The following is a 26,395-nucleotide window of genomic DNA, read 5'->3' on the forward strand; positions in this document are numbered from 1 at the left end:
TTAATGAACCGGAAAGTTAAGGTTTAGAATTCGCGCACTTCCAAGCCGAACATACGTTGGGCGGTGCGCAGCATTTGGCAGCTGAAACCCCATTCGTTGTCGTACCATGCGAATACTTTGACCATATTGCCGTCCACGACTTTGGTCAGCGTGGCATCAAAATTGCTGCCTTGGGTGGTGTGGTTGAAGTCCATCGAAACCAGCGGCAGGGTGTTGTAGCCCAATACGCCTTTCAGACGGCCTGCTTCGGAAGCGGCTTTCAGGGCGGCGTTGATTTCTTCTACGCTGGTGTCCCGTCCGGCTTGGAAGCTGAGGTCAACCAAGGATACATTGACGGTCGGCACACGGATCGCCAAGCCGTCCAATTTTCCTTTCAAATCAGGCAATACCAAGCCCACGGCTTTGGCGGCGCCGGTTTTGGTCGGAATCATGTTTTCCACACCGCTGCGGGCGCGGCGCAGGTCTTTGTGGCGCACGTCGGTAACGGTTTGGTCGTTGGTCAGGGCGTGGATGGTGGTCATCGCACCTTTGACAATGCCGACGCTTTCGTTCAGCACTTTGGCAACCGGCGCCAAACAGTTGGTGGTACAGGAAGCGTTGGAAACCACGGTCATATCGGCAGTAATCACATCATCATTCACACCGTAAACCACGGTTGCATCAACATCGCTTTCGCCCGGAGCGGAAATCAAGACTTTTTTCGCACCGCTTTCCAAATGTACCGAGGCTTTGGCTTTGCTGGTAAACGCACCGGTGCATTCCATCACCAAATCCACGCCCAATTCTTTCCACGGCAGCTCGGCTGGGTTGCGGGTGGAGAAGTAAGGAATTTTTTTATCGTTGATAATCAGATGTTTGTCGTCATGGGAAACATCAGCGGCAAAGCGGCCGTGTACGGTATCGAATTTGGTCAGGTGGGCATTGGTTTCAATACTACCGCTGGCATTGACGGCAACCACTTCGAGTTGGTCTTGCAGATTGTAGTCGTAAATCGCACGCAATACTTGGCGGCCGATGCGGCCGTAACCGTTGATCGCAACTTTAATAGCCATGATGTGTCCTTTTCTTTATTAGAGCGGTGGCGGACGGCGGAAATATTTTTCGCCGCAGGCCGTCTGAAAATCAAGGCGGCACCGCCATCGGGGTTGGCAGGAAAAATTTCAGGCAGATTATATCAAAAGATGTAGTGTGATGTAATTAATATTTTATCGAGCGGTGGCGGGCGCTGGCAGGAAAATAACGAGGGTTGCGAAATGCTTAGAAAAATGAACCAATCAAACGGTAAATATTCTGCTACTCGATTCCCTCGCCCCGTGGGAGAGGGCTGGGGAGAGGGAAAAATTTTGGCAGTTTGAATAAAAACAGCGGATACGGAAAAAAACTCACCCCGACTCCCTCCCGTAGGAGAGGGAGAGAAGTTGCCGGTGTGGAGTATTATTCGGCAGAAATAAAGTGAATTCACTTTATATAGTAAATACACTGAATAATTCATACGGTTTTTAAACAGGGCGTAGGTTGGGTCGAGACCCAACACGATTGAAAATGCCTTGAAACATAAGGTTTTGTCGGGTTACGCCTGTGCCTCGCTAACCGTAACCTACGCCTGCTTTTGTATGGAAAATTCGGTGTTTTAACTATAGATCAGTTCGAGCATGTCCCATCAATAAAATCCCTGCGCCACAAATAAACCAAGCCGTCTGAAAACTGCAATTTTCAGACGGCTTGGTTCAACTTAAAAAACTTTAATGCGCAGCTTTGCCCACCTGTTCCGCCGCTTTGGCTTCCTGTTCGGCTTTGTAGCGGCGCAGGTAGGCGAGGGCGGCGGCTTTTTCTTCATCGTTGCCGTATTTCATATCCCGTTGGGCGCGGCGCAGTTCGGCCCGTTTTTTGTCGGCCTCCAACTGTTTGTTTTTAAAACCTTCCCGATTATGGGCGGTAACCAGTTGCGTTTGCTGGGTTTGGGCTTTTGCCATTGCTTTGGCGATTAAATCCATCGGATTGAATGCGGCAGCGGCGGGGGCGGTTTGGGCTTGGCGGGCTTTGGTGGCGGCTTCCCGTTCGTCCAGCATGGCTTTGCGTTCCGCCTGATCCCGCTGTTGGCGCACGGTATGGCGTTCGTAGCGGGTTTGGGCGTGTCCGGCGGCGGCAAAACGGGCTTCGCTGCTGTTGCCCAAGTGGCGTGCCTGCGGCAGAAAATCGGTTTCAACGGGCTGCATATCGATACAGTCCACAGGGCAGGGGGCGACACACAGGCCGCAGCCGGTGCATTCGCTGCGGATAACGGTGTGCATCAGTTTATGCGCCCCCATAATGGCATCGACTGGACAGGCACGGATACAGGCAGTGCAGCCGATACAGGCGGCTTCGTCTATCCATGCAATCGCTGGTGTTTGGATTTTTGCCGGCGGCAGCGGCGTTTTGCCGAGCAGGGCGGCGATGTCGCGCATCACGATTTCCCCGCCGGGCGCACACAGATTGACGGCGGCGCTACCGTCGGCAAGTGCTTGGGCGTAAGGCAGGCAGCCTTCGTAGCCGCATTCCCGGCATTGGGTTTGCGGCAGCAGTCGGTTGAGGCTTTGGGCGGTGGCGGTCATGATGTGTTTCAAATTGGAAAAAACGCTTATTTTAGCAGAATATAGTTTCGTTCGTGTATGGCGTAAAAACAATCATGCCGTCTGAAAAACGCATTTTCAGACGGCATGGTCGGCAATGTCGCTATTTAATCGTGCAATTCGGCGGCACGCAGAGTGTTTTCCAATAAAGTGGCAATCGTCATCGGGCCGACACCGCCGGGTACAGGGGTAATCATGGCGGCACGTTCTTTGGCAACCTCAAATTCCACATCGCCGCACAAACTACCGTCGTCCAAGCGGTTGATGCCGACATCAATCACCACAGCGCCCGGCTTGATCCATTCGCCTTTGACGAAATTCGGAATGCCGACACCGACCACCAAAATATCCGCCGCCGCCACTTCTTGCGCCAGATTCTGCGTGGCGCTGTGGCAGACGGTAACGGTGGCACGTGCTAGCAGCAGTTCTAAAGCCTGCGGGCGGCCGACAATGTTGGAAGCGCCGACAACCACTGCTTTTTTCCCTTTCGGGTCAATGCCGTAACTTTCCAGCAGTGTCATCACACCTTTGGGTGTACAGGGTCGCATCAGCGGCATTTTGACCGCCAACCGACCCACATTATAAGGGTGGAAACCGTCCACATCCTTATGCGGCAAAATCCGTTCCAACACCGCCTGACTGTCGATATGCGGCGGCAGCGGCAGTTGCACCAAAATACCGTCCACTTCGGCGTTGGCGTTCAACTCGTCCACCAAAGCCAGCAGCTCGTCCTGCGTGGTGGCGGCAGGCAGTTCGTAGGAAAGCGATTTGATGCCCGATTTTTGGCAGGCCAGTTTTTTATTGCGTACATACACGGCACTGGCGGGATCGTCGCCGACCAAAACCACCGCCAGACAAGGCGTGTGCAGGCCTGATTGTTGGCGCTTTTCAACCGTTTGGGCGACCAGAGCCAAGCGTTGTTGGGAAATTTCTTTGCCGTTGATCAGTTGGGCAGACATAGCGGAGTGTTCCTTTAAAATTGGAAGTTTGGGGAAGCAGAATTGTTGACAATTATCGCATTTTTCACGGCTTTTGACACCTGTTGCCGGTGTAAAATATCGGCGGCAGGGTGCAACGGCAGAGCAAGGCAGCTTGATGTCGGATAATAATTTATTGTGAAAATAAATATTTATTGATAAATGCAGAAATTTTTGGCGGGCAGCGATTGACAGCTTTGCAGCATATCTGTATAGTTCGCTACTTCAAGTCGGGGCGTAGCGCAGCCTGGTTAGCGCATCTGCTTTGGGAGCAGAGGGTCGTGAGTTCGAATCCCACCGCCCCGACCACAGTTTACTGCACGTAACGGCATGAGCGCCCGTAGCTCAACCGGATAGAGCACCGACCTTCTAAGTCGGGGGTTACAGGTTCGATTCCTGTCGGGCGTGCCAAGTTTACGGTGGCTATAGCTCAGTTGGTAGAGCCCCGGATTGTGATTCCGGTTGTCGTGGGTTCGAGCCCCATTAGCCACCCCAGATAAAGCCTGCATAGCAATATGCAGGCTTTTTCATATTGTGTGCGGATTGAAACGGGGTGGGGTTTGGCATGGGTTATTTCACTATAAATTTACCGAATTTCTAACACATTCTCAATTCACTGTATATTAACAGACACGTGCTACTGCTGGATTGGGTGTAGCGTGTGTGCCGCAGCACGCACGGGTTCGGTAAGTTTCACATTAGATTGACCCACGACCCAACATACGCCTTATTTCTTTTAGTGAATCTACATATAAACCCTATTTCAGACGGCCTTGTATGGCATTGGCGCATAATTTCTTTATTATACCGATGGTTGTCAGGAAAATTTCCATTCCCCCGAAAAATCGGCTTGACGGATTTTGCCAAAAGACTATAATAACGTCTTCAAGTCGGGGCGTAGCGCAGCCTGGTTAGCGCATCTGCTTTGGGAGCAGAGGGTCGTGAGTTCGAATCCCACCGCCCCGACCACAGTTTTGAAAACCTGCTTCATAGAAGCAGGTTTTTTTATTGCCGCCGCAAAGGCCGTCTGAAAATATGGTGCTTCTAACCCCCCGATTTTCAGACGGCCTTTTGCTTTTTTGCACCGTTTCGGTATGATTCCGTTTATTCTGATTATTTTTGGGGAGTTTGCAATGTCTGAATGGCCTTTGCCCGATTTTGAACAAAAAATCTGTCCGCCCGAAAAACTGGCGGAGCGTTTGGCGGCATTGCCGAGGCCGCTGGTGTTTACCAACGGCTGCTTCGATATTCTGCACCGGGGGCATGTAACTTATCTGGCGCAGGCGAGGGCAACGGGGGCGGCGATGGTGTTGGCGCTGAATACCGATGCTTCGGTACGGCGGCAGGGCAAGGGCAGCGACCGCCCGATTAATCCGCTGGCAAACCGTGCCGCCGTTGCAGCGGCGCTGGGCAGCGTGGATTTGGTTACGTGGTTTGACGACGATACACCGGCGGCGCTGATTGCAGCGGTGCAACCCGATGTCTTGGTTAAAGGCGGCGACTGGCCTGTGGACAAAATCGTCGGAGCGGCAGAAGTGGCGGCACAAGGCGGACGGGTGTATTCGATTCCGTTTATCCACCAAACTTCGACCACGCAGACACTGGCGAAAATCCGTGCGGCGGAGGCGGCAGAGCAATGACGGCACTCAAACCGCCGCATTGGCGGGTGTTGGCAGCACTTTCAGACGGCCTTCCGCAACACGTTTCCCAACTGAGCCGATTGGCGGGCGTGAAGCCGCACCAGTTAAACGGATTTTGGCAGCAGATGCCGCCACATATCCGGGGTTTGCTGCGCCAGCACGACGGCATGTGGCGGCTGGTACGCCCGCTGGCGGTGTTGGACGAAACGCTGTTGCAGGAAATCGGCGGCAGGCACGGTTTTCAAACCCTGCTGAAAAACGAATGCGTTTCGAGCAACGATGAAATGCTGGCGCTGGCACGGCAAAACAGCGCCGCCGCCCATCAGGTATTGTGTCTGGCACACCGGCAGAGCAAAGGGCGGGGGCGGCAGGGGCGGAGCTGGCAGCACCGTTTGGGCGAATGTCTGATGTTCAGCTTCGGCTGGACATTCGACCAACCGCAGCACGAATTGGGGGCGCTGGCCTTGGCAACCGCCTTGGCATGCCGCCGTGCGCTGGCAGCGTTGGGATTGGAGACGCAGATTAAATGGCCCAACGATTTGGTGGTCGGCGGCAGCAAACTGGGCGGCATTCTGATTGAAACCGTGCGCAACGGCGGCAAAACCGTAGCAGTGGTCGGCATCGGCATCAATTTTGTTTTGCCCAAAGATGTCGAACAGGCCGTATCGGTGCAGGCATTGCAGCATAGCGCCGAAACCGCCGCTGTCCGCACCAACAGGCCGTCTGAAAACAGCGAAACCCGTTCCCCCCATTTTCAGACGGCCTTGCAGCACAGCATTTCCGTTTCCCGCCTGCTGGATACCCTGCTGGGCGAATTGAAACAGGCGTTCGGCAGCTTTGCCGCCGCCGGATTTGCCCCGATGTTGGCAGATTATGCCGCCGCCAATCGGGATTACGGCAAACCCGTGCGCCTGCTGCTGGACGGCAAACCGCTGCACGAAGGCACGTTGGCAGGCTTTACCGAACAAGGCGCTCTACTGCTGGATACCGCAGACGGCCGGAAAACCATCGTCAGCGGCGAAATCAGCCTGCGCCCGAGCGACACCCCGCCCGCCGCCCCGCCGAAACGCTATCTGCTGCTCGATGCCGGCAACAGCCGTCTGAAATGGGCATGGGTCGAAAACGGCACATTCCGACACGTCAGCCACGCCCCGTATCGGGATTTGCAGCAGTTAGGCGAAGAATGGCGCAACCACGGCAGCGAAACAGTCGAAATCATCGGCTGCGCCGTGTGCGGCGAAACCAAAAAAGCCGCCGTACAGGCGCAGCTTGGCAAAAACATCGTCTGGCTGTCGTCAATGAGCAGCGGGCTGGGCATACGCAACCACTACCGCAACCCCGCCGAACACGGTGCCGACCGCTGGTTCAACGCCTTAGGCAGCCGCCGCTTCAGCAACCGGGCCTGCGTCGTCGTCAGCTGCGGCACCGCCGTAACCACCGACGCACTAACCGAAGACAACCACTATCTGGGCGGTACCATCATGCCCGGCTTCCACCTGATGAAAGAAGCCATGGCACAGAAAACCGCCAACCTCAACCGCCCCGCCGGCAAAGTGTACCCCTTCCCAACCACCACCTCCAACGCCTTGGCCAGCGGCATGATGGATGCCGTCTGCGGCGCACTGATGGTAATGCACAGCCGTCTGAAAACCAGAGAAACCGATTTTTACACCGCCAAAACACAGGAAACCGATGGCGGCGAAACAAGCACCGGCAGCGGCAAAAAAGTGGACGTAATCATCACCGGCGGCGGCGCAGCCAAAGTCGTACAGGCACTCCCCCCCGAATTTACCGCCGCCAATACCATCAAAGTCGTGGACAATCTGGTGATTTACGGTTTGCTCAACTGGGTCGAACAGGGATAGGGCGGTTAAAATCGGATTTTCAGACGGCATTACCCGCAAACGAAAGAACCCATGCGTGCTTCGGCACGCATGTTACACCAAGCCCACCCGTAGCGTGCATGCCTAAGCATGCACGGGACAATACGACAAGCGAAGCCAACGCTGTAGTGCTTGGTGGGGGTAGTTCACTATATCAACCATCGGCGTAAATCCGGTTCAGCTTCAACATAATTCAACCGCCACAAAAAAACCGACCGCCCATTTCAGGCGGCCGGTTTTTTCGGTTTTGAGTATCGGGTATCAAGGCAGAATGTATCGTATATGGCATACTCCGTAGCAAGTGGTAAAAGGACGGGATAATCGGTTGTTTAATGGACGGAACAGACGGCTTCCGTATGCAAATGATTATACGCTAATAATAATTATTATCAATACTATTATTGAAAAAATTTAGTATTTTTATTTAATGTGTTGAATTTAAAAGAAATAAAACATTTAGAGGCCGTCTGAAAACGAACGGAGTGAGTTTCTGCGAAGCTAAAACCGGCTATATTAAATTGACTTAAGAAAGAGTACGGGGCGCAGGTTGGGTCGTGCACCAACATAATTGGTGTGAAATTTCACGAACCCGTGCATGCTTAGGCATGCACTCTACTGAGTTTGGCGTAGCGTGCGTGCCACAGCACGCACAGGTTCGGTGAATTTCACATCATAACTGTCCCCTTGCCTTGTTCTCTTTTTTAAGTGAATCCACTATATAAATACATTCCCCCGATTTTAGCTTCGCAGAAACTCGTTGCACTAGTTTTAGCGAAACCTGCGGTTTTAGCTTCGCAGAAACTCACTCCGTTCGTTTTCAGACGGCCTGTTTGCCTGATGGGTAATGATGCGGGTAACCGCTTTTATTTCACTATAAATTTCAACGGCGATACCGTATAATTGCCCGCATTTCTTTTGCTTTGACGAACATTATGTTACCCATCTATTCCACCGTACAGCGTGATCTGCTGGAAGCCAACCACCTTTCGCCCGAAGCGCTGATGCGCAGCCTGAACATCATCGGCGGCCGCCAAGTCGATTATGCCGATATTTATTGCCAGCGTACGGCGTATGAAAGCTGGCATTTGGAAGAAGGCATGGTGAAATCGGGCAGTTTTCAGATTGACCAAGGGGTGGGCGTGCGGGCTGTATCGGGCGATAAAACGGCGTTTGCTTATGCCGACAGCCTGAATGCCGAAGCGGTGGAGCGGGCGGCGCAGGCGGTGAGAATCATCGGCGCGGCGGGGCAGTCCAAAAGCGTGGGGATGCCGCAGGTGCAGCACGGCAAAGCCGTTCACGCAGCGGTTGATCCGATTGCCGATTTAGCATCGGCGGAAAAAGTGGCGCTGCTGCATAAAGTCGAAGCGCTGGCAAAAGCCGCCGATCCGAGAATCGTGCAGGTGATGGCGGGGCTGACCTGCGAATACGATATGATTTATCTGGCACGTTTGGACGGCAAACACGCCGCCGATATCCGCCCGATGGTGCGGCTCAATGTCAGCGTGATTGCCAAACAGGGCGAACGGCGGGAACAGGGCAGCGCCGGCGGCGGCGGGCGTTACAGTCTGGCAGAGTTTGACGAACACAAAATCCGTTACTTTGTCGATGAAGCCGTCAAACAGGCATTGACCAACTTAGAATCCCGCCCCGCCCCCGCAGGTGAAATGACCGTCGTATTGGGCAGCGGCTGGCCGGGTGTGCTACTGCACGAAGCAGTCGGCCACGGCTTGGAAGGCGATTTCAACCGCAAAGAAACCAGCGTATTCAGCGGCAAAATCGGCGAACGTGTCGCCGCCAAAGGCGTAACCGTCGTCGATCAGGGCGATATTGCCGACAAGCGGGGTTCGCTGAACATCGACGACGAAGGCAACCCGACCGGCCGCACCGTCTTGATCGAAGACGGCATTTTAGTCGGCTATATGCAGGACGAAACCAACGCCCGCCTGATGGGCAGCAGCGTAACCGGCAACGGCCGCCGGGAAAGCTATTCCGCCGTCCCCATGCCCCGCATGACCAACACCTTTATGGAAAACGGCAGCTACGCCCCCGAAGAAATCATCGCCTCCATCGATAAAGGCATTTATGCCGTCAATTTCGGCGGCGGTCAGGTCGATATTACCAGCGGCAAATTCGTCTTTTCCGCCTCCGAAGCATGGTGGGTCGAAGGCGGCAAACTGCAATATCCCGTCAAAGGCGCAACCATTATCGGCAACGGGCCGGAAGTATTGAAACACGTTTCCATGATCGGCAACGACAGCAAATTAGACAGCGGGGTCGGCGTATGCGGCAAAGAAGGCCAAAGCATACCTGTCGGCGTCGGCCAACCGACCCTGCGCATCGACGCAGGACTGACCGTGGGTGGTAGTGAGTTGTAAACAGTTGCCCGACAGCAATTTTCAGACGGCATACAAAGCCCCCCGTAGGGTGCATGCCCAAAGCATGCACCTGTACTAAACTTCATTTTAATGCCATCTGAAAACCTGATTTTAGTTGCGCAAAACCCGTTGCACTCGTTTTGGCGAAACCTTCGGTTTTAGCTGCGCAGAAACTCGTTATCCTCGTTTTCAGACGGCATGGTTTTTGGGAAGGTGTCGGATTTATGCCGTTTTATTAACAAACTGTTCCACCAACAACCCGTGCATGCTTGGGCATGCACGCTACCTTTACCGCCACTTGCCCGTAGGGTGCATGCCCAAAGCATGTACCTGTTTCTAAATCTTATTTTAATGCCATCTGAAAACCCGATTTTAGTTGCGCAAAACCCGTTGTACTCGTTTTGGCGAAACCTTCGGTTTTAGCTGCGCAGAAACTCGTTATCCTCGTTTTCAGACGGCATGGTTTTTGGGAAGGTGTCGGATTTATGCCGTTTTATTAACAAACTGTTCCACCAACAAACCCGTGCGTGCTTCGGCACACACGCTACATTTACCGCCACTTGCCCGTAGGGTGCATGCCCAAAGCATGCACCTGTATCTAAACTTCATTTTAATGCCGTCTGAAAATCTGATTTTAGTTGCGCAAAACCCGTTGCTCTCGTTTTGGCGAAACCTTCGGTTTTAGCTGCGCAGAAACTCATTACCCTCGTTTTCAGACGGCATGATTTGGGGGAAGGTGTCGGATTTATGCCGTTTTATTAACAAACTGTTCACCAACAACCCGTGCATGCTGTGGCATGCACGCTACATTTACCGCCACTTGCCGTAGGGTTCATGCCCAAAGCATGCACCTGTTTCTAAATCTTATTTAATGCCGTCTGAAAAATGAACGAAACCGCCCCGATTACCCTAGAAAACCGCCTGCGTCAAAGCCCGTTGCCGAAATTGGAAATCCGTATGTTGCTGCAAGCCGCAGGCGGATACAGCCGCACCGAGCTGATTACCCGCAGCAGCGACATTCTTTCGCCCGAAATTTTGCAGCGGCTGCACAACTTCGAACAGCGGCGGCTGGCAGGCGAACCGATGGCTTATATATTGGGCGAACGCGAATTTTACGGCAGAATCTTCCAAGTCAATCCCAGCGTACTCATTCCCCGCCCCGAAACCGAACACCTGCTCGAAGCCGCCATCGAACGCCTGCCGCAGGGCGGAACAGCGTGGGATTTAGGCACCGGCAGCGGCGCATTGGCCGTTTCACTGGCATTAGAACGCCCCGATGCCGAAGTTTACGCCTCCGACATCAGCCCGCAAGCCCTCGTCACCGCCCAAGCCAACGCCCACCGCCTCGGCGCAAACATACACTTTTCCTGCGGCTCATGGTTCGACACCGACAGGCCGTCTGAAAAACCGTTCGATATTCTCGTTTCCAACCCACCCTATATCGAACAACACGACCCCCACCTCAACCAAGGCGACCTGCGTTTCGAACCCCAAACCGCCCTGACCGACTTTTCAGACGGCCTCAGCCATATCCGCACTCTCGCCCAAGGCGCACCAAAATATCTGAAATCCCAAGGCTGGCTGCTGCTCGAACACGGCTACGACCAAGGCAGCGCCGTGAGGGAAATCCTGATTCAGCAAGGCTTCACCCAAACCGCCACCCTGCCTGATTTAGCCGGCTGCGACCGAGTAACCTTGGGGCGTTGGGAAGGGGAATAAAGAACAGGTGCATGCTTGGGCATGCACCCTACGGGAGGATGGCGGATTAAATGGTAGGGTGCATGCCGGAGCATGCACCTGTTTGTTAATGAAACAGTGTGGATAGAACATCGTCAATAACCCACTATCGATTCCCCAGGTTCATGCTACCCCAAAATCAAGTTTTAGTTACACAGAAACTTGTTCCCCCGTTTTCAGACGGCATTAAAATGAGCGGCAAAGAACAGGTGCATGCTTGGGCATGCACCCTACGGGTGGTTGTGAACAGTGATTAAATGGTAGGGTGCATACCTAAAGCATGCACGAGGGTGTGGGGAAAACATTGCCAATAATCCGCCATCGTTCTCAGGTCTGTGAATAGCGGTGGTTGATTGATGGATACCTGCTTTGGACATGTATGCTGCATATGATATGATTGATTTTTCTCAATAATTATGGAGAAAGCGATGTCGCAGTATCGGCGGAATTATGTGCGGGGCGGTACGTTTTTCTTTACGGTAAAACTGGCTGATCCGAAATCTCGTTTGCTGGTGGAACGGATTGATTTGCTGCGGGAAGCATATGCGTATGTGCAAAAGCGGTATCCGTTTGAAACAGTGGCGGTTTGTGTGTTGCCGAATCATATTCATGCGGTTTGGACGCTGCCTGATGGTGATGATGACTATTCTTTGCGCTGGAAGCTGCTCAAACGGCGGTTTTCCGATTATTTTCCCCATGCAGACAGCCGTTCGCCCAGTCAACTGAAACGGCATGAGAAAGGCATTTGGCAACGGCGGTTTTATGAACACACAGTGTTTGATGATGCAGATTTGCGCCGTTGTGTGGATTATGTTTATTTTAATCCTGTCAAACACAAACTGACGGCAAACGTGCGTGATTGGCCGTTTTCTTCATTTCACCGTGATGTGGCAAGAGGTTTGTTTCCGGCAGATTGGGGCGGGACGTATGAATCAGCAGTGATGAATTTAGGGGAGTAGGTTGGCATAAATCGGCGTAGCAAAGAACAGGTGCATGCTTGGGCATGCGGTGCGACGGTAATTAAATTGTAGGGTGCATGCCCCAGCATGCACCTGTTCTTTACCCCTTCTCCTTACCCCAACAAACCAACCCGCAAAAATGGTGGCACAAATACAACAAAACAAGAGCATATCCACATTGGACTTCGCAGCGGTTGGTGAACAAATTGTCAAAATATAGCCGAAAACAGTTGAATTTCAGCGGAAAATGGTAAAGAATAGCAACTGTAAAAGGTCAAACTGTGTCTTTATTGTTGATTACAGTAAACAAACGTAAAACAGGTCGTGAAATTCCACTTGTTTTGCCAAACGTTTGCCGTATAGAATGCACAGCTTTTTGAAAAACAGGGCAGATTACGGAGCACAATTCCGGATTTGCCGAATCACTGGAATACGGCGGCTGAAAGAAAATATCCTAACAGCAGCAAACCCAAGCGGCGGTTGCATGAAGCATCTGCCGCTTCGGGCGTATTCTAAATACCTCGGAACAAGCAGCCATACCGGCAGCTTGCTTTTCCGAAATTCACCCAAACAGGAAATTGATTATGAACAAAATTTTCCGCGTGATTTGGAATCAGGCAACACAATCATGGGTTGCGGTATCCGAATTATCCAAATCCAAAACCAAATCCGCCTCATCAACCGATGAGCGTGTGGATATTGCCAAATCATTGATGGCAATCAGTGTCGCCGGTGCGGCGATGCTTGGCTCAGCCCAAGCGATGGCGGCGGTTCAGACACCAGCAGGTGCAAATACTATTCAGATTGAAGGTGATACGGCAGCTGCAGCAGCACATTTAAAATCTATTGCTATTGGTAATGGTGCAAAGGCTGGCGAAGCAGGTACATTTGAGGGTACAAAAGAGGACCCAGTTACCCCACACGGTATGATTGCTGTGGGTGATCAAGCAAAAGCCGTTCGTTCTGGCGGTATTGCCATCGGTGAAAATGCAACTTCAACGGGTACAGGCGGTGTTGTTATTGGTCTTAATGCCAAATCTGACTGGGCGACCGATCCAAAACGTGCAACGGTTACTATTGGTTCGTATGCTAATGCAACGGGTGAGTTAGCCGTATCTGTCGGTTCATCAGCATTTGTGAATGGTGCTTCTGCGGTCGCTGTCGGTGGTGAGGCTACGGTTACTGGTACGCAAGGTACGGCGGTGGGCCGTCAAGCAAATGTTACTGGTGCTGGTGGTGCAATTGCTATCGGTTGTTCGTCTAACGCCATTGCTGACAGTTCTGTTGCAATCGGTGTGAATGCCCGAACAGGTGATGTTGCACTGAAACAAGCTGGCGTAGATGCGGGCGCACCAAATGATGTAACTCGTAACGGTGTCGCAATCGGTCGTCATGCACTTGCTTCTCACTGGGGTGCTACTGCATTGGGTTCAACCACAAAAGCCACAGCGAATAAAACTATTGCTTTGGGTAGTGAAGCAGCGGCATCAGCTGAAAATGCGACTGCAATTGGTAACACGGCAAATGCATCTGGTAAGCATGCAATTTCAATGGGTACAGTCGCTAAAGCATCTGGCGAAAACGCAACCGCTATCGGTGCTGGTACAACTGTTGCCAACACAGACACCGTAGCTTTGGGTCGTGGCATTACTTCTAGCCAAGATAAATCCGTAATTTTAGGTAGCGAATCTGCCGACCGTGCTGCAACTACAGAAACCACTGCAACCGTTGGTCCTTGGACTTATAGCGGCTTTGCAGGTACACCAATTGCAGTAGCTTCTGTTGGTGCAAAAGGTAAAGAGCGTCAGCTCATCAATGTCGCCGCAGGTAAAATCGCAGCCGACTCTACCGATGCCATCAACGGCTCACAGCTGTATGCAGCGATGAAAGACATTCCTAAGTACGTAAATGGAACTAATGTCGAGTTTAAGCCCAACGCTAACGGTACAACTACCATCAACTTCATTGCCCCACCTGCAGGCACGCCGGCACCTATCGCTACCACTGATGTAACCGTTGGTGCCCCAAAAACTAACGGCGCTGGTAAGGTAAGTATTGATACAACAGCCGGCCAAGACGGTAAACAGTTGGTTAATGGTACAACCTTAGCCAAAGCCATCAATGAGTCAGGCTGGCGATTGACTGTTGGTAAAGAAGCCGATACTACTGGCACAAATGTCGGTAATAAAAAAGACGGCGAGGAATATCTGGTCAATCCAAATAATCTCGTGACTTTTGAAGCTGGTGACAATGTCAATATTAAGCAAAATAATGCCACAATTACCATTTCTGCTAACTTATCTAATGTCCCTGCACCAGCCAATACCACTTTGAGCTTAGCCAATAACGGCTCGATCACAGCACCAACAGGTGCAGAAGGCGACAAACTGGTTAATGCAACCACTGTGGCTAATGCAATTAACAATGTTTCTTGGAGCGTAGGCAACCCTGACGGCACAAAAGCTAATGATGTCAAAGCTGGCAACCAAGTAAACTTCGTTAATGGTACAGGCACAACTGCTGTTGTTACTCCTGACAAACAAAACGGCACAACCAATGTTACCTTTAATGTGGTAAATGCTGGTCATACATATACGCCAAATACAGCTAACGGCTCTAATAGCACCTTTACGGTAACTAATCCAGCAGGTTTTGTTGATGGCGCTACCTTGACCAATGCAACAAACTACTTAACGGATAAAGGTATCAACTTCCAAGGTAATAATGCGGATACAGCTGCGATCCACAAAAACTTGGGTACTACTTTGACCATTAAAGGTGGTGTAACTAATACTGGCACAACCCCTGTATCAAACAAAAACACCTATGTTGAAAACAACGGTAAAGAGCTGATCGTTAAGATCGCTGAAACACCAGAGTTTAAAGGTGTGAATCTGACTAACGGCAGCAACACCGTTAATCTGAACCCAACAGCGCCTAATACCTTAACCTTAACTGGTGCAGGTAATACTGGTGATGTAACCTTAACTGGTGTGGCAAAAGGTGCGAAAACCTTTACCGAAACTGCTCCAGCAGAAACGCCTGCAACTGGTGCAACCAAAGACTTGCTTGATCTAACCAATTCAACAGCAAACAACGCATTGACCGTTGAAGATGCGAAGAAATTGGGCTGGGTTGTATCTGCGAGTAAAAATAAAGAAAACAATGACCTAAAAGCATACGAAGATGCAGTAACCAACGCTCAAAAAGTTGATTTCGTAGGCGAAAACGGCATTCAAGTCAATGGTAAAACTGCGGGCGATACTCGCACCATCACGGTTAAAGCCGATACCACTGAATTTGCACCAAATGACAATGGTAACTTCACCGCACCTACCACTGGTGGCGATAAACTGGTTAATGCAACCACTTTGACCACTGCATTGAACAATATGTCATTCAATGTGGCTGAAAACGGTGCAGACAAAGGCAAAGTTAAAGCAGGCAATACCGTCGATTTCGTAAACGGTGCTGGCACAACTGCGGTTGTTACCTCAGATGCGACAACAGGTAAAACTAAAGTTACCTTCGATATTGCTACTGGTTCTATCACACCGATTACTGTCGACAATGCGACAGAAGAGAATAAAGCTAAAGTAGGCAGCGTAACTGGTCCTGTTACCGAAGCAATGGCAGCGTTAATCGAAGCTGGCAAACCTGCTGACGAGACACCAGAAGCCAAAAAAGCATACGAAGATGCAGTGGCAGCAGCAAATAAAGTTGCAACCGCTCAAAACGTAGCAGATGCGATTAACAAATCTGGCTTTAATGTGGTCGCTGGTGGCGATAACATCGACCAGACTACAGGTGCAAACGGTACTGCTACATTAATTCACCCAAGCGATACCGTTACTTTCAAAGCCGTAAGCAAAGGTAAAAACCTTGTTGTGGCACAAAAAGACGGTAATGTTACTTATACGTTGAACGACAATGTTACCTTCACCAATGTGAATGCAACCACATTGACTGTTGGCGATGTGAATACTGCTGGTGCACCAAAAGTTGATTTCAAAGCTGAAAAAGCAACTGATGCAAATGTTAATCCAGAAGACAAAGTACCAACCACAGCGTTGAACATCACCACAACAGTTGGCGATAAACCAACCCCAACGCAATTAACAGGCGTGGGTTCTGTGTTGAACACCACTGATGTTGCAACCAATGACGGCTTAGGCGGTGAAGATGTACCAGATGGCGATACCTTGCTGAACTTGGGTACTGCCGAAAACCCATTGGATGAGAAAACACTGAACTCAGCAGCAACTGTTCGTGATTTAACAGAGATGGGCTGGGTTGTGTCTGCCAGCCTACATTGACACAGTGAAAAATGCGAATAAAGTTGACTTTATCGGTACTGGCGTTGCAACCGTAACTGGCTTGACCGATGAAGACGGCGTACGCACCATTGCAGTGAATGTTGATGCTCAAGATGTGGCTAACGAAGCACAATTGCCTGTTGTTTACACCAATAAAGATGGTAAAAAAGTTTACAAACAACCAGATGGCAAATTTACCACTAACCCAGATGGGTCAGGCGATGTTGTAGATGCAGGCGATGTGATTGCTTCTATGAACAATGGCGATAACGTAACTGCACCAACCACTTTGGCAAATGTTAAAGGTCACCTAGACCCAGTAACCAAAGACTCTGTTAAAGGCGCTGCTACACCGACCAACTTGGCTGACACCAACGGTACAACCAACCCACGTGCTAACGAAGCTGCAACCATCGGCGATGTATTGAACGCTGGTTGGAACATTCAAGGCAACGGCAAAGAAAAAGACTTTGTTACTCACAATGACACTGTGAACTTTGTTAATGGTGTAGGTACAACTGCGGTTGTTGATACTAACAAGGAAACTGGCGTAACCAATGTTACTTTCCATAGTGCAGTGGCTTATGTGAACACTGACGCAGCTGGAGCGCCAACAAGCGATGTATCAACGCCAAGCAATACTGCTGCATTGGTTGGTAATCCAGATGATGGTTTTGGTCCAGTTTCACTGAAAAATGTAGCAAGTGGCTTGCGTGATAAGAATCTGCCAGCAAATACAACGCCAGAAGACTTTGTTAAAGAATTGACAAAAATTCCAGCAGGCGACACAGGCACATTGAACAACGCAGTGAATGTTAGCGACCTGAAAAATGCAATCGGCGGTGCTGGCTTTGACTTGACCACCAAAAAAGTTACTGGTGCAGTTAATGCTGAATCTGATGCTACAAAAGCAAAAGACAAACGCATTGCAACCAACGATACCTTCACTTTGGATGCAGGTAACAACATTGCGATCAAACAAATCGACAATGGTTATGAAGTTGCGACCTCAGACAATGTCACCTTCAACAATGTGAATGCAACCACATTGACTGTTGGCAATGTTAGCGATGCAGCTGCACCAAAAGTTGACTTCAAAGCTGAAAAAGGCACTGAAGCCAACAACACTGCTACAGGCGATAGCGTAACGCCAAATGCATTGAACGTTACCACAACTGTTGATGGCAAACCAACTCCGACTCAATTGACCGGCGTAGGTTCTGTGTTGAACACAACTCCAATTGAAACTAATGAAGGTGACACAATTGGGGAAGATGGTGTACGAGTTCCTGGTGTAGCTAATCCAGAGGGCGACAAACTGGTTAACTTGACCAAAGAAGATGGCAGCCCATTAGACGAAACAACACTGAACTCAGCTGCGACTGTTCGTGACATCGCAAATATGGGTTGGGTAGTATCTGCTAGCGACAACAACTACACAGCTACTGTGAAAAATGCTGATCAGGTTGATTTCATCGGTACTGGCGCTGCAACTGTAACTGGTACAACCGATGAAGATGGCGTACGCACCATTGCAGTGAATGTTGATGCTCAAGATGTGGTAAACGAAGCACAATTACCAGTAGTATATACTGCCGCTAACGGTACTAAAGTTTACAAACAACCAGATGGCACATTTAACACTGCGCAAGATGGTTCAGGCGATGAAGTAGCTGCAGGCGATGTGATTGCGTCTATGAACAATGGTAACAATGTAACTGCACCAACCACTTTAGCAAATGTTAAAGGTCACTTGGAAGAAGTTACCAAAGACACCAAAAAAGGTGCTACCACACCTGCTAACTTGACTACTGCACCAGAAGAGGGCAAACCAAACCCACGCAATGAAGCTGCAACCATCGGCGACGTATTGAACGCTGGTTGGAACTTGAAAGAAAACGGTGCAGATAAAGACTTTGTTACTCACAATGACACCGTAAACTTCATCGATGGCGCAGGTACAATTGCTGAGGTAAATTCAGACGGCAATGTAAGCACCGTAACCTTCCATGTTGACGCTGGCGAAATCGCACCAGATCTTGTTAATGTTGGCACTGAAGAAGCTCCAGATGTCCGTGCGACTGGTAAAGTTGTTGGTCCAATCGAAAGTCTGAACCTCAGCCCAGAAGATCTGGAATTGTTGGCGAAAAACCCAGCTGAAGTACCTGAAGCAGATAAAGCCAAATACGACGAACTTACAGCAAATGTAGCCAAAGCGGGTAACCAAGTTGCCACTGCACAAAATGTTGCAGATGCAATCAACAACTCGTTCTGGACAGTTGCTGGCAACAGCGAAGCAGTTAACAGCGTGAAACCAGGCAGCGTTGTAAACTTCGTTAATGGCGTAGGTACAACTGCAGTGGTTACCGATGAAGGTGATGGCGTAACCAATGTTCGCTTCGATAGCCCAATCGCTTATGTGAATACTAAGCCTACAGCTGATGGTAAAGTGGATTACTCTACACCAAGCAACACAGCTGGACTTGTGGGTGATGTAAACAACCCTGCTCCGGTTTCACTGAAAAACGTAGCAAGCGGCTTGCGTGATGTTGCAGGTGCAAACACCAACGCCACAACTTTTGTTGAAGCATTAGCAAAACTGGATCCGAAAAATGACCCAGCAGAGACTTTGAACAACGCTGTAAACGTTAGCGACCTGAAAAATGTTGCAACAGCGGGTCTGAATTTCACGGGTAACAATGCTGCAGATAAAGCTGACATCCATAAAAACTTGGGTGAAACTTTGACTGTTAAAGGTGGCGTTGAGTATAAAGACGGCAAACCTGCTAAAGCGGTTTCAGATACTAATACCTATGTTGAAAACAACGGCACTGAGTTGATCGTTAAGATCGCTGAAACGCCTAAGTTTAAAGGTGTGGATCTGACTGACAGTGAAGGTAACAATCCAGTTAGCTTGAAGACAGAAAAAGCAACACCTGCAACCAACAACGAAGAAAACAAAGCACCAACTTCAGCGTTGAACATCACCACTGGTGGTAACCCAACGCAAATCACTGGTGTAGGTTCTGTGTTGAACACAGCTCCAGTTACAGTTAATGCAGGCGACAACTACGACGACGAAACGGGCGAGTTCAAACCAGCTGAAGATAAAACTACTAACTTGGTTAGCTTCACTAAACCTGATGGTAGCCCATTGGAAGAAACAACACTGAACTCAGCAGCAACTGTTCGTGACATCGCGAATATGGGTTGGGTAGTGTCTGCTAGCGACAATGAATACCGCAACACTGTGAAGAATGCCGATGTGGTGGACTTTAAAGGTGAAGACGGCGTTGTTGTTGTAGGTAAAGATGTTAAAGGTGAAGATGGTAAAGTTGTTCGCACCATCACTGTTGGCATCGATGCTCAAGACGTGGTTGAAAGCGCACAATTACCAGTGGTTTACACCAATAAAGAAGGTGACAAACTGGTTAAAGTTGGCGACAAGTTCTACAAAGCCGATGATTTGGTTGACGGCGAATTGCCTGATACTGCAGAAGCAGTTAAACCTGCAGACATTATTGCTTCTATGAACAATGGCGACAACTTGACCACCGCACCAACGACTTTGGCAAATGTTCAAGGCAATTTGACACCAACTTACAATGTTGGCGATATGAGCATTGGTGAAAACGGTAAGCCAACTTCAGTTGCAGCAACCAAACCAACAGCAGCACAAGAAGCTCCAGAACCAGCTGATGTAGCGAAAATCTACAACAACGCTGCGACTGTAGGCGATGTGTTAAACGCAGGTTGGAACTTGCAAGACAATGGCGATGCGGTTGATTTCGTGAAACCTTACGACACCGTAAACTTTGTTGACGGAGCAGGTACAATCGCTGACGTTAGAGCAAATGCCGAAGGCACTGCAAGCACTGTAACCTTCCATGTTGACGCTGGCGAAATCGCATTAGATGCTGTTGATTTTGGCAATGGTGATGTGCGTGCGACCGGTAAAGTTGTTGGCCCTGTGGACAGCTTGACTGAGACAGATAAAGTTGCATTGGAACAAGGCGAACCTGCAGACGACGCATCAGAAGAAGCGAAGAAAGCATACAACAATGCCTTGGCGAACTACACCAAAGCGGGTAACCAAGTTGCCACTGCACAAAATGTTGCAGAAGCAATCAATAACTCGTTCTGGACAGTTGCTGGCAACAGCGAAGCAGTTAACAGCGTGAAACCAGGCAGCGTTGTAAACTTCGTTAACGGTATTGGTACCACTGCAGTGGTTGAACAAGACCCAGAAGATGGTTCTATTACCAATGTTCGTTTCAACAGTCCATTGGCTTATGTAAATCAGCCTACTGCTGAAGGTAATGTTGATGTATCAACCCCAAGCAACACTGTTTCACTTGTAGGTGCGGTTGATGTAAACAATCCAGAAAACCGTGCTCCGGTTTCAGTGAAAAATACAGCAAGCGGTTTGCGTGATGTTGCAGGTGCAAATGACAGCCCAGAGGCATTTGTTGAAGCATTGGCAAATGTAACGGCTGATGATCCAGCAGAAACTCTGAACAATGCTGTTAACGTTGGCGACCTGAAAAATGTTGCAGAAGGCGTTGCTAATGGCATAACAGCCAAAGGCTTGAACTTCGCTGGTAATACTGATACCAATGACATTCACAAAGAACTTGGCGAAACCTTAACAATCAATGGTTCTGCTCATGATGTTGAGAATGCAACTTCAACAACTCTAGAAAATGGTCGTGTTGTAAGCGATAAGAACACCTATGTTCAAAACGATGGCACTAGCTTGATCGTTAAGATCGCAGAAACGCCAGAATTTACTGGTATCAATCTGACCAACAAAGATGGTGATAAAGTTGACTTGGCTGTAGAAAAAGCAACACCTGCAACCAACAACGAAGAAAACAAAGCACCAACTTCAGCGTTGAACATCACCACTGGTGGTAACCCAACGCAAATCACTGGTGTAGGTTCTGTGTTGAACACCACTGATGTTGTAACCAACACCGGTGATGAGAAAGACGGTGATAAAGTAACCAAGCAGGGCGACATCAAAACAGAAACTTTGGTTAATTTGACCAACCTGCCAGAGAATATCCAAAACTCAGCAGCGACTGTTCGTGATATCGCTAACATGGGCTGGGTAGTGTCTGCCAGCGGCAACAACTACACCAACACTGTGAAGAATGCTAATAAAGTTGACTTCGTGGGTGAAGGTGCGGTAACTGTTACAGGCAAAAACGTAGGTGATACTCGTCAAATCACTGTCGCTGTTGATGAAGCGAAGATTGCTAAAGATACTTTAGCCAAACTGAAATTCAACAACGGTAGCAACACAGTGGTTAACGATGAGACTGTAAACGGTACTCGTACTGTAAGCTTTAATGTTTCCACAACTGGGTTGGCAGCTAACAAAGACGCTGATGGTAACAACAACGGTACTGTTTCTGTGGCTGTAGCTGCTGAAGGCGACAAACTGGTGAATGCCACTACCGTTGCTAACGCAATCAACAACGTTGGTTGGTTGGTTGAAGGTGGTGAACAACCTGGTGGTCGTCTGACAGGCAATCAATCAACCGAGCTTGTAAAAGCAGGTGAGAAAGTCGTCTTCAATGCCGGTAATAACATCGAGTTGAAGCAAGATGGTCAAAACTTCACTTATTCGTTGAAGAAAGATGTTGATTTGACTAACGATGGCAGCCTCAAAGTTGGCGGTGTAACCATCAATGCAAACGGTATTGATGCCGGCGGCAAGCGAATTACCAATGTTTCTAAGGGCGTTGCACCAACTGATGCAGTGAACAAGTCTCAATTGGACGAAGCGATTGCCGGCAGCAAAGTTACTGTTGAAGGCAAAGGCCCGATCACTGTAACCGCAGGCAACAACGGCACAACTTACACCGTGTCTGCCGAGACCACCAACTTGACACCTGCTGCCAACGGCACGCTGACTGTACCTGCTGCTGCAGATGGCGACAAGCTGGTGAATGCAACGACCGTTGTTAATGCAGTGAACAATGTTTCTTGGAGCGTGGGCGGTGCTGACGGTGCGAAAGTATCTGATGTCAAAGCCGGCAACCAAGTGAACTTTGTAAACGGCACAGGTACAACTGCTGTTGTGAAGAAAGATCCGGCAACAGGTGCGACCAATGTTACCTTCAACATCGCAACCGGCAATGTTAAGTTTGAAAACGGTCAAGCGATCGCTGCCGAGCCTAACAAAGTTGCCACCACAGGCGATGTGGCGAATGTAACCAACGGTGCAGTTGCAAACCTGACTGCCAAAGGCTTGAACTTCAAAGGCAATGATGGTGCTTCAATCCACAAAGATTTGGGTGATACCTTGACTGTGAAAGGTGGTGTAGCTAACACAACTACAACTCCTGTATCAGACAAAAACACCTATGTGGAAAACAAAGGTGGCGAGTTGATCGTTAAGATTGCCGAACGCCCAGAGTTCAAAGGTGTTAATCTGACTAACGGTACAAGCACCGTGAACTTAGATCCAGTAACCGATCGTGACGGTACAACTGCGTTGAACCTGAACAACGGCGGCGATCCTGTACGCATCAAAAATGTTGCACCGGGTATTGACGGCACTGACGCAGTCAATGTTGATCAGTTGAGAGGCGTGGCAGGCAATATCGCCAACCACATCAACGGCGTAGAAAACCGTGCCAACGCAGGTGTTGCACAAGCTCTGGCAACTGCCGGTCTGCCGCAGGTTTACCTGCCAGGTAAGAGTCTGGTTGCTGTCGGCGGCGGTGTGTACCGTGGCGAAAGCGGTTATGCTCTGGGTTACTCTACCATCTCTGATGGCGGTAACTGGATCATCAAAGGTACTGCTTCCGGCAACTCTCGCGGTCACTTTGGTGCAACTGCTGCTGTGGGTTACCAATGGTAATCTGATTTTCAGACGGCCTTAAACAGCCGTTTGAAAATCACCCGCCAAACAAATAGTTTGTCTGTTTGGCGGGAACAGCAAAAATGCAACAATCAAAAGTGCGGCTTTTTAAAGCCGCACTTTTTTCATGTTTGTTGTATGGATTATTAAGTGGATTTACTATAGTTGAAACACTATCGTGAATTCACTTTAAAAGTATTACAGCGTTATAGTGAATCAACCAAATTTCCAGCACACTCTAAACCCAACATGCCCGTCATTCCGACGAAAGTCGGAATTTATTTCAGCGGCTTAGGCAACTGTTTTTTCTTTACAGTTTCTGAATCTGACAGATGGATTCCGACTTTCGTCGGAATGACGGGGGTATCGGAAAATTGTATGGATTTTTAAGTGGATTCACTATAGCTTGCCTTGCCGTACTATCTGTATTGTCTGCGGCTCGCCGCCTTGTACTACTTTTAAAGTGAATCCACTATATAAATTTTCTGTGCGTTTCATAATTAAAGCCGTCTGAAAATCGCTTTGCTCGTTTTCAGACGGCTTTAATTTTAAAGTGAACCCACGATTTATCGAATCGCCTTAATGCAGGACTGAATCAGTGCCGGGCCTTGATAGATAAGGCCGCTGTAGATTTGGACAGCATTTGCGCCCAGTCGGATTTTTTCGGCAGCGTCTTGACCGTCGATGATGCCGCCGACACCGATAATCGGCAGTTTGCCGTCGATATGGGCGGCGAGCTGTTGCAGTACTTGGTTGCTTTTTTCACGCACGGGCAGGCCGCTCAGGCCACCTTGTTCGTTTGCCAGCGGGTCGTTTCTGAGCGCCGATTTGTCGATGGTGGTATTGGTGGCAATAATGCCGTCCATTTCCACGGCTTTGACCACGTGGGCGATGTCTGCGATTTGGGTTTCATCCAAATCGGGGGCGATTTTGACGGCAAGGGGAACGTAGCGGCCGTGTGCGGCGTGCAGGTGCGCCTGTTTGTTTTTGAGGGCTTCCAAGAGGGCGCTTAATTCGTCGCCGCCTTGCAGGGCGCGCAGGTTTTTGGTGTTGGGCGAGGAAATATTGACGGTGATGTAGTCGGCGTGGGCATAGGCTTTTTCCAGACAAATCAGATAATCGTCGGCGGCATTTTCAATCGGGGTAACGGCGTTTTTGCCGATATTGATGCCCAAAATGCCTTGGTAGCGGCTGGCTTCGATGTTGCGGATCATGGCATCGATGCCGTGGTTGTTGAAACCCATGCGGTTGATGATGCCTTGGTGCTGCGGCACTCGAAACAGGCGGGGCTGCGGGTTGCCCGGCTGCGGTTTGGGGGTAACAGTGCCGATTTCGATAAAGCCGAAACCGAGTGCGCCGAGTGCATCGATATATTCGCCGTTTTTGTCCAACCCTGCGGCAAGACCGACGGGGTTGGGTAGGGTCAGTCCCATCAATTCGGTGGTTTTGCCTTGGTTGCCGGCAATCGGCAGCAGGCCGAGTTTATGCAGAGTTTTCAGGCTTTTGAGGGTAAAATGGTGTGCTTGTTCGGCATCCATTTTAAACAGTAGGCTGCGGGCGATTGGATACATGGGAAACTTTCGGGCGGAAAATTAAAGATGTGCTATTTTACCGCAAATCATGGGCGGTGTATGCCGTCTGAAAACGAGCGCAGCGGGTTTCTACGCAGCTAAAATCGGGTTTTCAGACGGCCTTTGTTTTATTCGGCATATTCTGTTTCAGGCATAGCAGCCGGTGCCGAGAATGCAGGTTTTGTGTGCGCCGGTGGCGCGGGGGGGATTGCTGGGGGTGCGGTTGATCCAGCAGGCGGCGAGCCAGCCGAAGGCAGCGGCTTCGATCCATTGCGGGTCGAGGTTGAGCTGTGCGGTGCTGTGCAGGGTGGTTTGTGGGGCGAACAGGTGTTCGAGGTGCTGCATCAGGGTGTGGTTGCGGATGCCGCCGCCGCAGATATAGAGGTTTTTCACGCCGGGGGCGGCTTGTTGCACGGCATCGTAAATGGTGCGGGCGGTGTAGTGCAGCAGGGTGGCGAGTACGTCTTCGGGGCGTTCGCTGAAATCTGTTGCATTTGTTCCACTCGTTGTGGCGAAACCTGCGGTTTTAGCTTCGCTGAAATTCGTTTCACTCATTTTCAGACGGCTTTGCAGCCAGTCGAGTGAGAAGAGTTCCCGGCCGGTGCTTTTCGGGTAGGGTTGGGTGAAGTAGGGGTGGTCGAGCAGGCGTTCGAGCAGGGCGGGCAGTAGTTTGCCCTGTGCGGCTTTTTCGCCGTTTTTATCATACGGAATGTGCCAGATATGCTGCACCCATGCGTCCATCAGCATGTTGCCGGGGCCGGTGTCGAAGCCGAAAGCGTCGCTGTCGGGCGGTAAGATGCTGATGTTGGAAATGCCGCCGATATTTAAGACGATCCGGGTTTCTTCGGGGTGGCGGAACAGGGCTTGGTGGAAGGCGGGAACGAGCGGTGCGCCTTGCCCGCCTGCGGCCAAATCCCGACTGCGGAAGTCGCCGATGGTGAAAATGCCGCTTAATTCCGCCAGCAGCGGTAAATCGGCAAGCTGTATGCTGTAGGCGTGTTCGGGGGCGTGGCGGACGGTTTGGCCGTGGCAGCCGATGGCGGTGATGTCGGCCGGTGTCAGGCCGGTTTGGTCGAGCAGTTGCCGCACTGCTTCGGCGTAAAGCCGACTCAACTGCTGCGCCAATATCATGCTGCGGTGCAATTCGTTGTTGCCGGTGTTTTGCAGTGCCAAAAGTTCGCGGCGCAGGCCGTCTGAAAACGGGACAAAAGCATGAGCAAGGGCGGCTTGCCATTGGGTTCCCTGCATTCGGATTAACACGGCATCGGCACCGTCCATGCTGGTGCCGGACATTATGCCGATATAGTATTGGCTGTTCATGTTGGGCGGGTGTCTGAAAAATCAAAGGGCTATTTTAACGGCATTTCGGTCTTTGATACAGGGGCGCAACGGCGGGGCGTGAAAATGAAATAAAAAATGCAATAAAATCGCCAAAACGGTTACAATAAGCG

General features: G+C 50.2%; 12 protein-coding genes, 4 tRNA genes and 1 pseudogene. 12 read left to right on the forward strand and 5 right to left on the reverse strand.

Annotation, left to right across the window (positions count from 1 at the left end):
• Positions 1-23: 23 nt before the first annotated feature.
• The 3 genes from gap to folD all read right to left on the reverse strand — a co-directional run bounded on the left by gap (position 24) and on the right by folD (position 3,571).
• Complete coding sequence (gene gap / locus PJU73_RS09210; protein WP_237090392.1) at positions 24-1,052, reverse strand: type I glyceraldehyde-3-phosphate dehydrogenase; 1,029 nt, start codon at positions 1,050-1,052, stop codon at positions 24-26.
• 690 nt (positions 1,053-1,742) lie between these two features.
• Positions 1,743-2,594 carry an RnfABCDGE type electron transport complex subunit B gene (locus tag PJU73_RS09215; RefSeq protein WP_237090391.1) on the reverse strand — a complete coding sequence of 284 codons (852 nt, stop codon included), beginning with the start codon at positions 2,592-2,594 and terminating at the stop codon, positions 1,743-1,745.
• A 125-nt stretch (positions 2,595-2,719) separates the two neighbouring features.
• On the reverse strand, positions 2,720-3,571 hold the full coding sequence (gene folD / locus PJU73_RS09220) for a bifunctional methylenetetrahydrofolate dehydrogenase/methenyltetrahydrofolate cyclohydrolase FolD (protein WP_237090390.1): 852 nt from the start codon (positions 3,569-3,571) through the stop codon (positions 2,720-2,722).
• 249 nt (positions 3,572-3,820) lie between these two features.
• Here folD and PJU73_RS09225 point away from each other — a divergent pair.
• The 12 genes and pseudogenes from PJU73_RS09225 (at position 3,821) to PJU73_RS09275 (ending at position 23,373) form a co-directional block, all read left to right on the forward strand.
• A tRNA-Pro gene (locus tag PJU73_RS09225) sits at positions 3,821-3,898 on the forward strand.
• A 25-nt stretch (positions 3,899-3,923) separates the two neighbouring features.
• A tRNA-Arg gene (locus PJU73_RS09230) sits at positions 3,924-4,000 on the forward strand.
• Positions 4,001-4,008: 8 nt separating this feature from the next.
• Positions 4,009-4,084 (forward strand) — tRNA-His (locus PJU73_RS09235).
• A gap of 396 nt (positions 4,085-4,480) precedes the next feature.
• A tRNA-Pro gene (locus PJU73_RS09240) sits at positions 4,481-4,558 on the forward strand.
• Between the two features lie 164 nt (positions 4,559-4,722).
• Entirely contained in the window at positions 4,723-5,229 is a 507-nt protein-coding gene (gene rfaE2 / locus PJU73_RS09245; protein WP_237090389.1) for a D-glycero-beta-D-manno-heptose 1-phosphate adenylyltransferase, read from the forward strand.
• Positions 5,226-7,094 carry a biotin--[acetyl-CoA-carboxylase] ligase gene (locus PJU73_RS09250; RefSeq protein WP_237090388.1) on the forward strand — a complete coding sequence of 623 codons (1,869 nt, stop codon included), beginning with the start codon at positions 5,226-5,228 and terminating at the stop codon, positions 7,092-7,094. The genes rfaE2 and PJU73_RS09250 overlap by 4 nt, the downstream gene beginning before the upstream one ends.
• Positions 7,095-8,044: 950 nt before the next feature.
• Entirely contained in the window at positions 8,045-9,487 is a 1,443-nt protein-coding gene (gene tldD, locus PJU73_RS09255; RefSeq protein WP_237090387.1) for a metalloprotease TldD, read from the forward strand.
• 885 nt (positions 9,488-10,372) lie between these two features.
• Complete coding sequence (gene prmC / locus PJU73_RS09260; protein ID WP_237090386.1) at positions 10,373-11,206, forward strand: peptide chain release factor N(5)-glutamine methyltransferase; 834 nt, start codon at positions 10,373-10,375, stop codon at positions 11,204-11,206.
• A 446-nt stretch (positions 11,207-11,652) separates the two neighbouring features.
• A complete protein-coding gene (locus tag PJU73_RS09265) occupies positions 11,653-12,183 on the forward strand; it encodes an REP-associated tyrosine transposase (RefSeq protein WP_237090385.1) in 531 nt (176 codons plus the stop codon).
• 584 nt (positions 12,184-12,767) lie between these two features.
• On the forward strand, positions 12,768-16,499 hold the full coding sequence (locus tag PJU73_RS09270) for an ESPR-type extended signal peptide-containing protein (RefSeq protein WP_272607256.1): 3,732 nt from the start codon (positions 12,768-12,770) through the stop codon (positions 16,497-16,499).
• A 4-nt stretch (positions 16,500-16,503) separates the two neighbouring features.
• Positions 16,504-16,551 (forward strand): annotated as a pseudogene (locus PJU73_RS09620) (hypothetical protein); the annotation flags it as partial.
• A gap of 9 nt (positions 16,552-16,560) precedes the next feature.
• Complete coding sequence (locus PJU73_RS09275; RefSeq protein ID WP_272607258.1) at positions 16,561-23,373, forward strand: YadA-like family protein; 6,813 nt, start codon at positions 16,561-16,563, stop codon at positions 23,371-23,373.
• Between the two features lie 566 nt (positions 23,374-23,939).
• Here the strand turns inward: PJU73_RS09275 and PJU73_RS09280 are convergent.
• The gene (locus tag PJU73_RS09280) at positions 23,940-24,944 is read right to left on the reverse strand and encodes a quinone-dependent dihydroorotate dehydrogenase (RefSeq protein ID WP_237090383.1); all 1,005 of its coding nucleotides are present in this window, start codon (positions 24,942-24,944) and stop codon (positions 23,940-23,942) included.
• Positions 24,945-25,091: 147 nt separating this feature from the next.
• Positions 25,092-26,264: an anhydro-N-acetylmuramic acid kinase gene (locus PJU73_RS09285; protein WP_237090382.1), complete on the reverse strand. Its 1,173-nt coding sequence runs from the start codon at positions 26,262-26,264 to the stop codon at positions 25,092-25,094.
• Positions 26,265-26,395 lie beyond the last annotated feature (131 nt).

It is taken from the genome of Neisseria lisongii, assembly GCF_028463985.1.
Taxonomy (GTDB): domain Bacteria; phylum Pseudomonadota; class Gammaproteobacteria; order Burkholderiales; family Neisseriaceae; genus Neisseria; species Neisseria lisongii.

Coding starts and splice junctions, on each gene's coding strand:
- gap (WP_237090392.1), bottom strand. CDS start 1,052: ATGGCTATTAAAGTTGCGATCAACGGTTACGGCCGCATCGGCCGCCAA.
- PJU73_RS09215 (WP_237090391.1), bottom strand. CDS start 2,594: ATGACCGCCACCGCCCAAAGCCTCAACCGACTGCTGCCGCAAACCCAA.
- folD (WP_237090390.1), bottom strand. CDS start 3,571: ATGTCTGCCCAACTGATCAACGGCAAAGAAATTTCCCAACAACGCTTG.
- rfaE2 (WP_237090389.1), top strand. CDS start 4,723: ATGTCTGAATGGCCTTTGCCCGATTTTGAACAAAAAATCTGTCCGCCC.
- PJU73_RS09250 (WP_237090388.1), top strand. CDS start 5,226: ATGACGGCACTCAAACCGCCGCATTGGCGGGTGTTGGCAGCACTTTCA.
- tldD (WP_237090387.1), top strand. CDS start 8,045: ATGTTACCCATCTATTCCACCGTACAGCGTGATCTGCTGGAAGCCAAC.
- prmC (WP_237090386.1), top strand. CDS start 10,373: ATGAACGAAACCGCCCCGATTACCCTAGAAAACCGCCTGCGTCAAAGC.
- PJU73_RS09265 (WP_237090385.1), top strand. CDS start 11,653: ATGTCGCAGTATCGGCGGAATTATGTGCGGGGCGGTACGTTTTTCTTT.
- PJU73_RS09270 (WP_272607256.1), top strand. CDS start 12,768: ATGAACAAAATTTTCCGCGTGATTTGGAATCAGGCAACACAATCATGG.
- PJU73_RS09280 (WP_237090383.1), bottom strand. CDS start 24,944: ATGTATCCAATCGCCCGCAGCCTACTGTTTAAAATGGATGCCGAACAA.
- PJU73_RS09285 (WP_237090382.1), bottom strand. CDS start 26,264: ATGAACAGCCAATACTATATCGGCATAATGTCCGGCACCAGCATGGAC.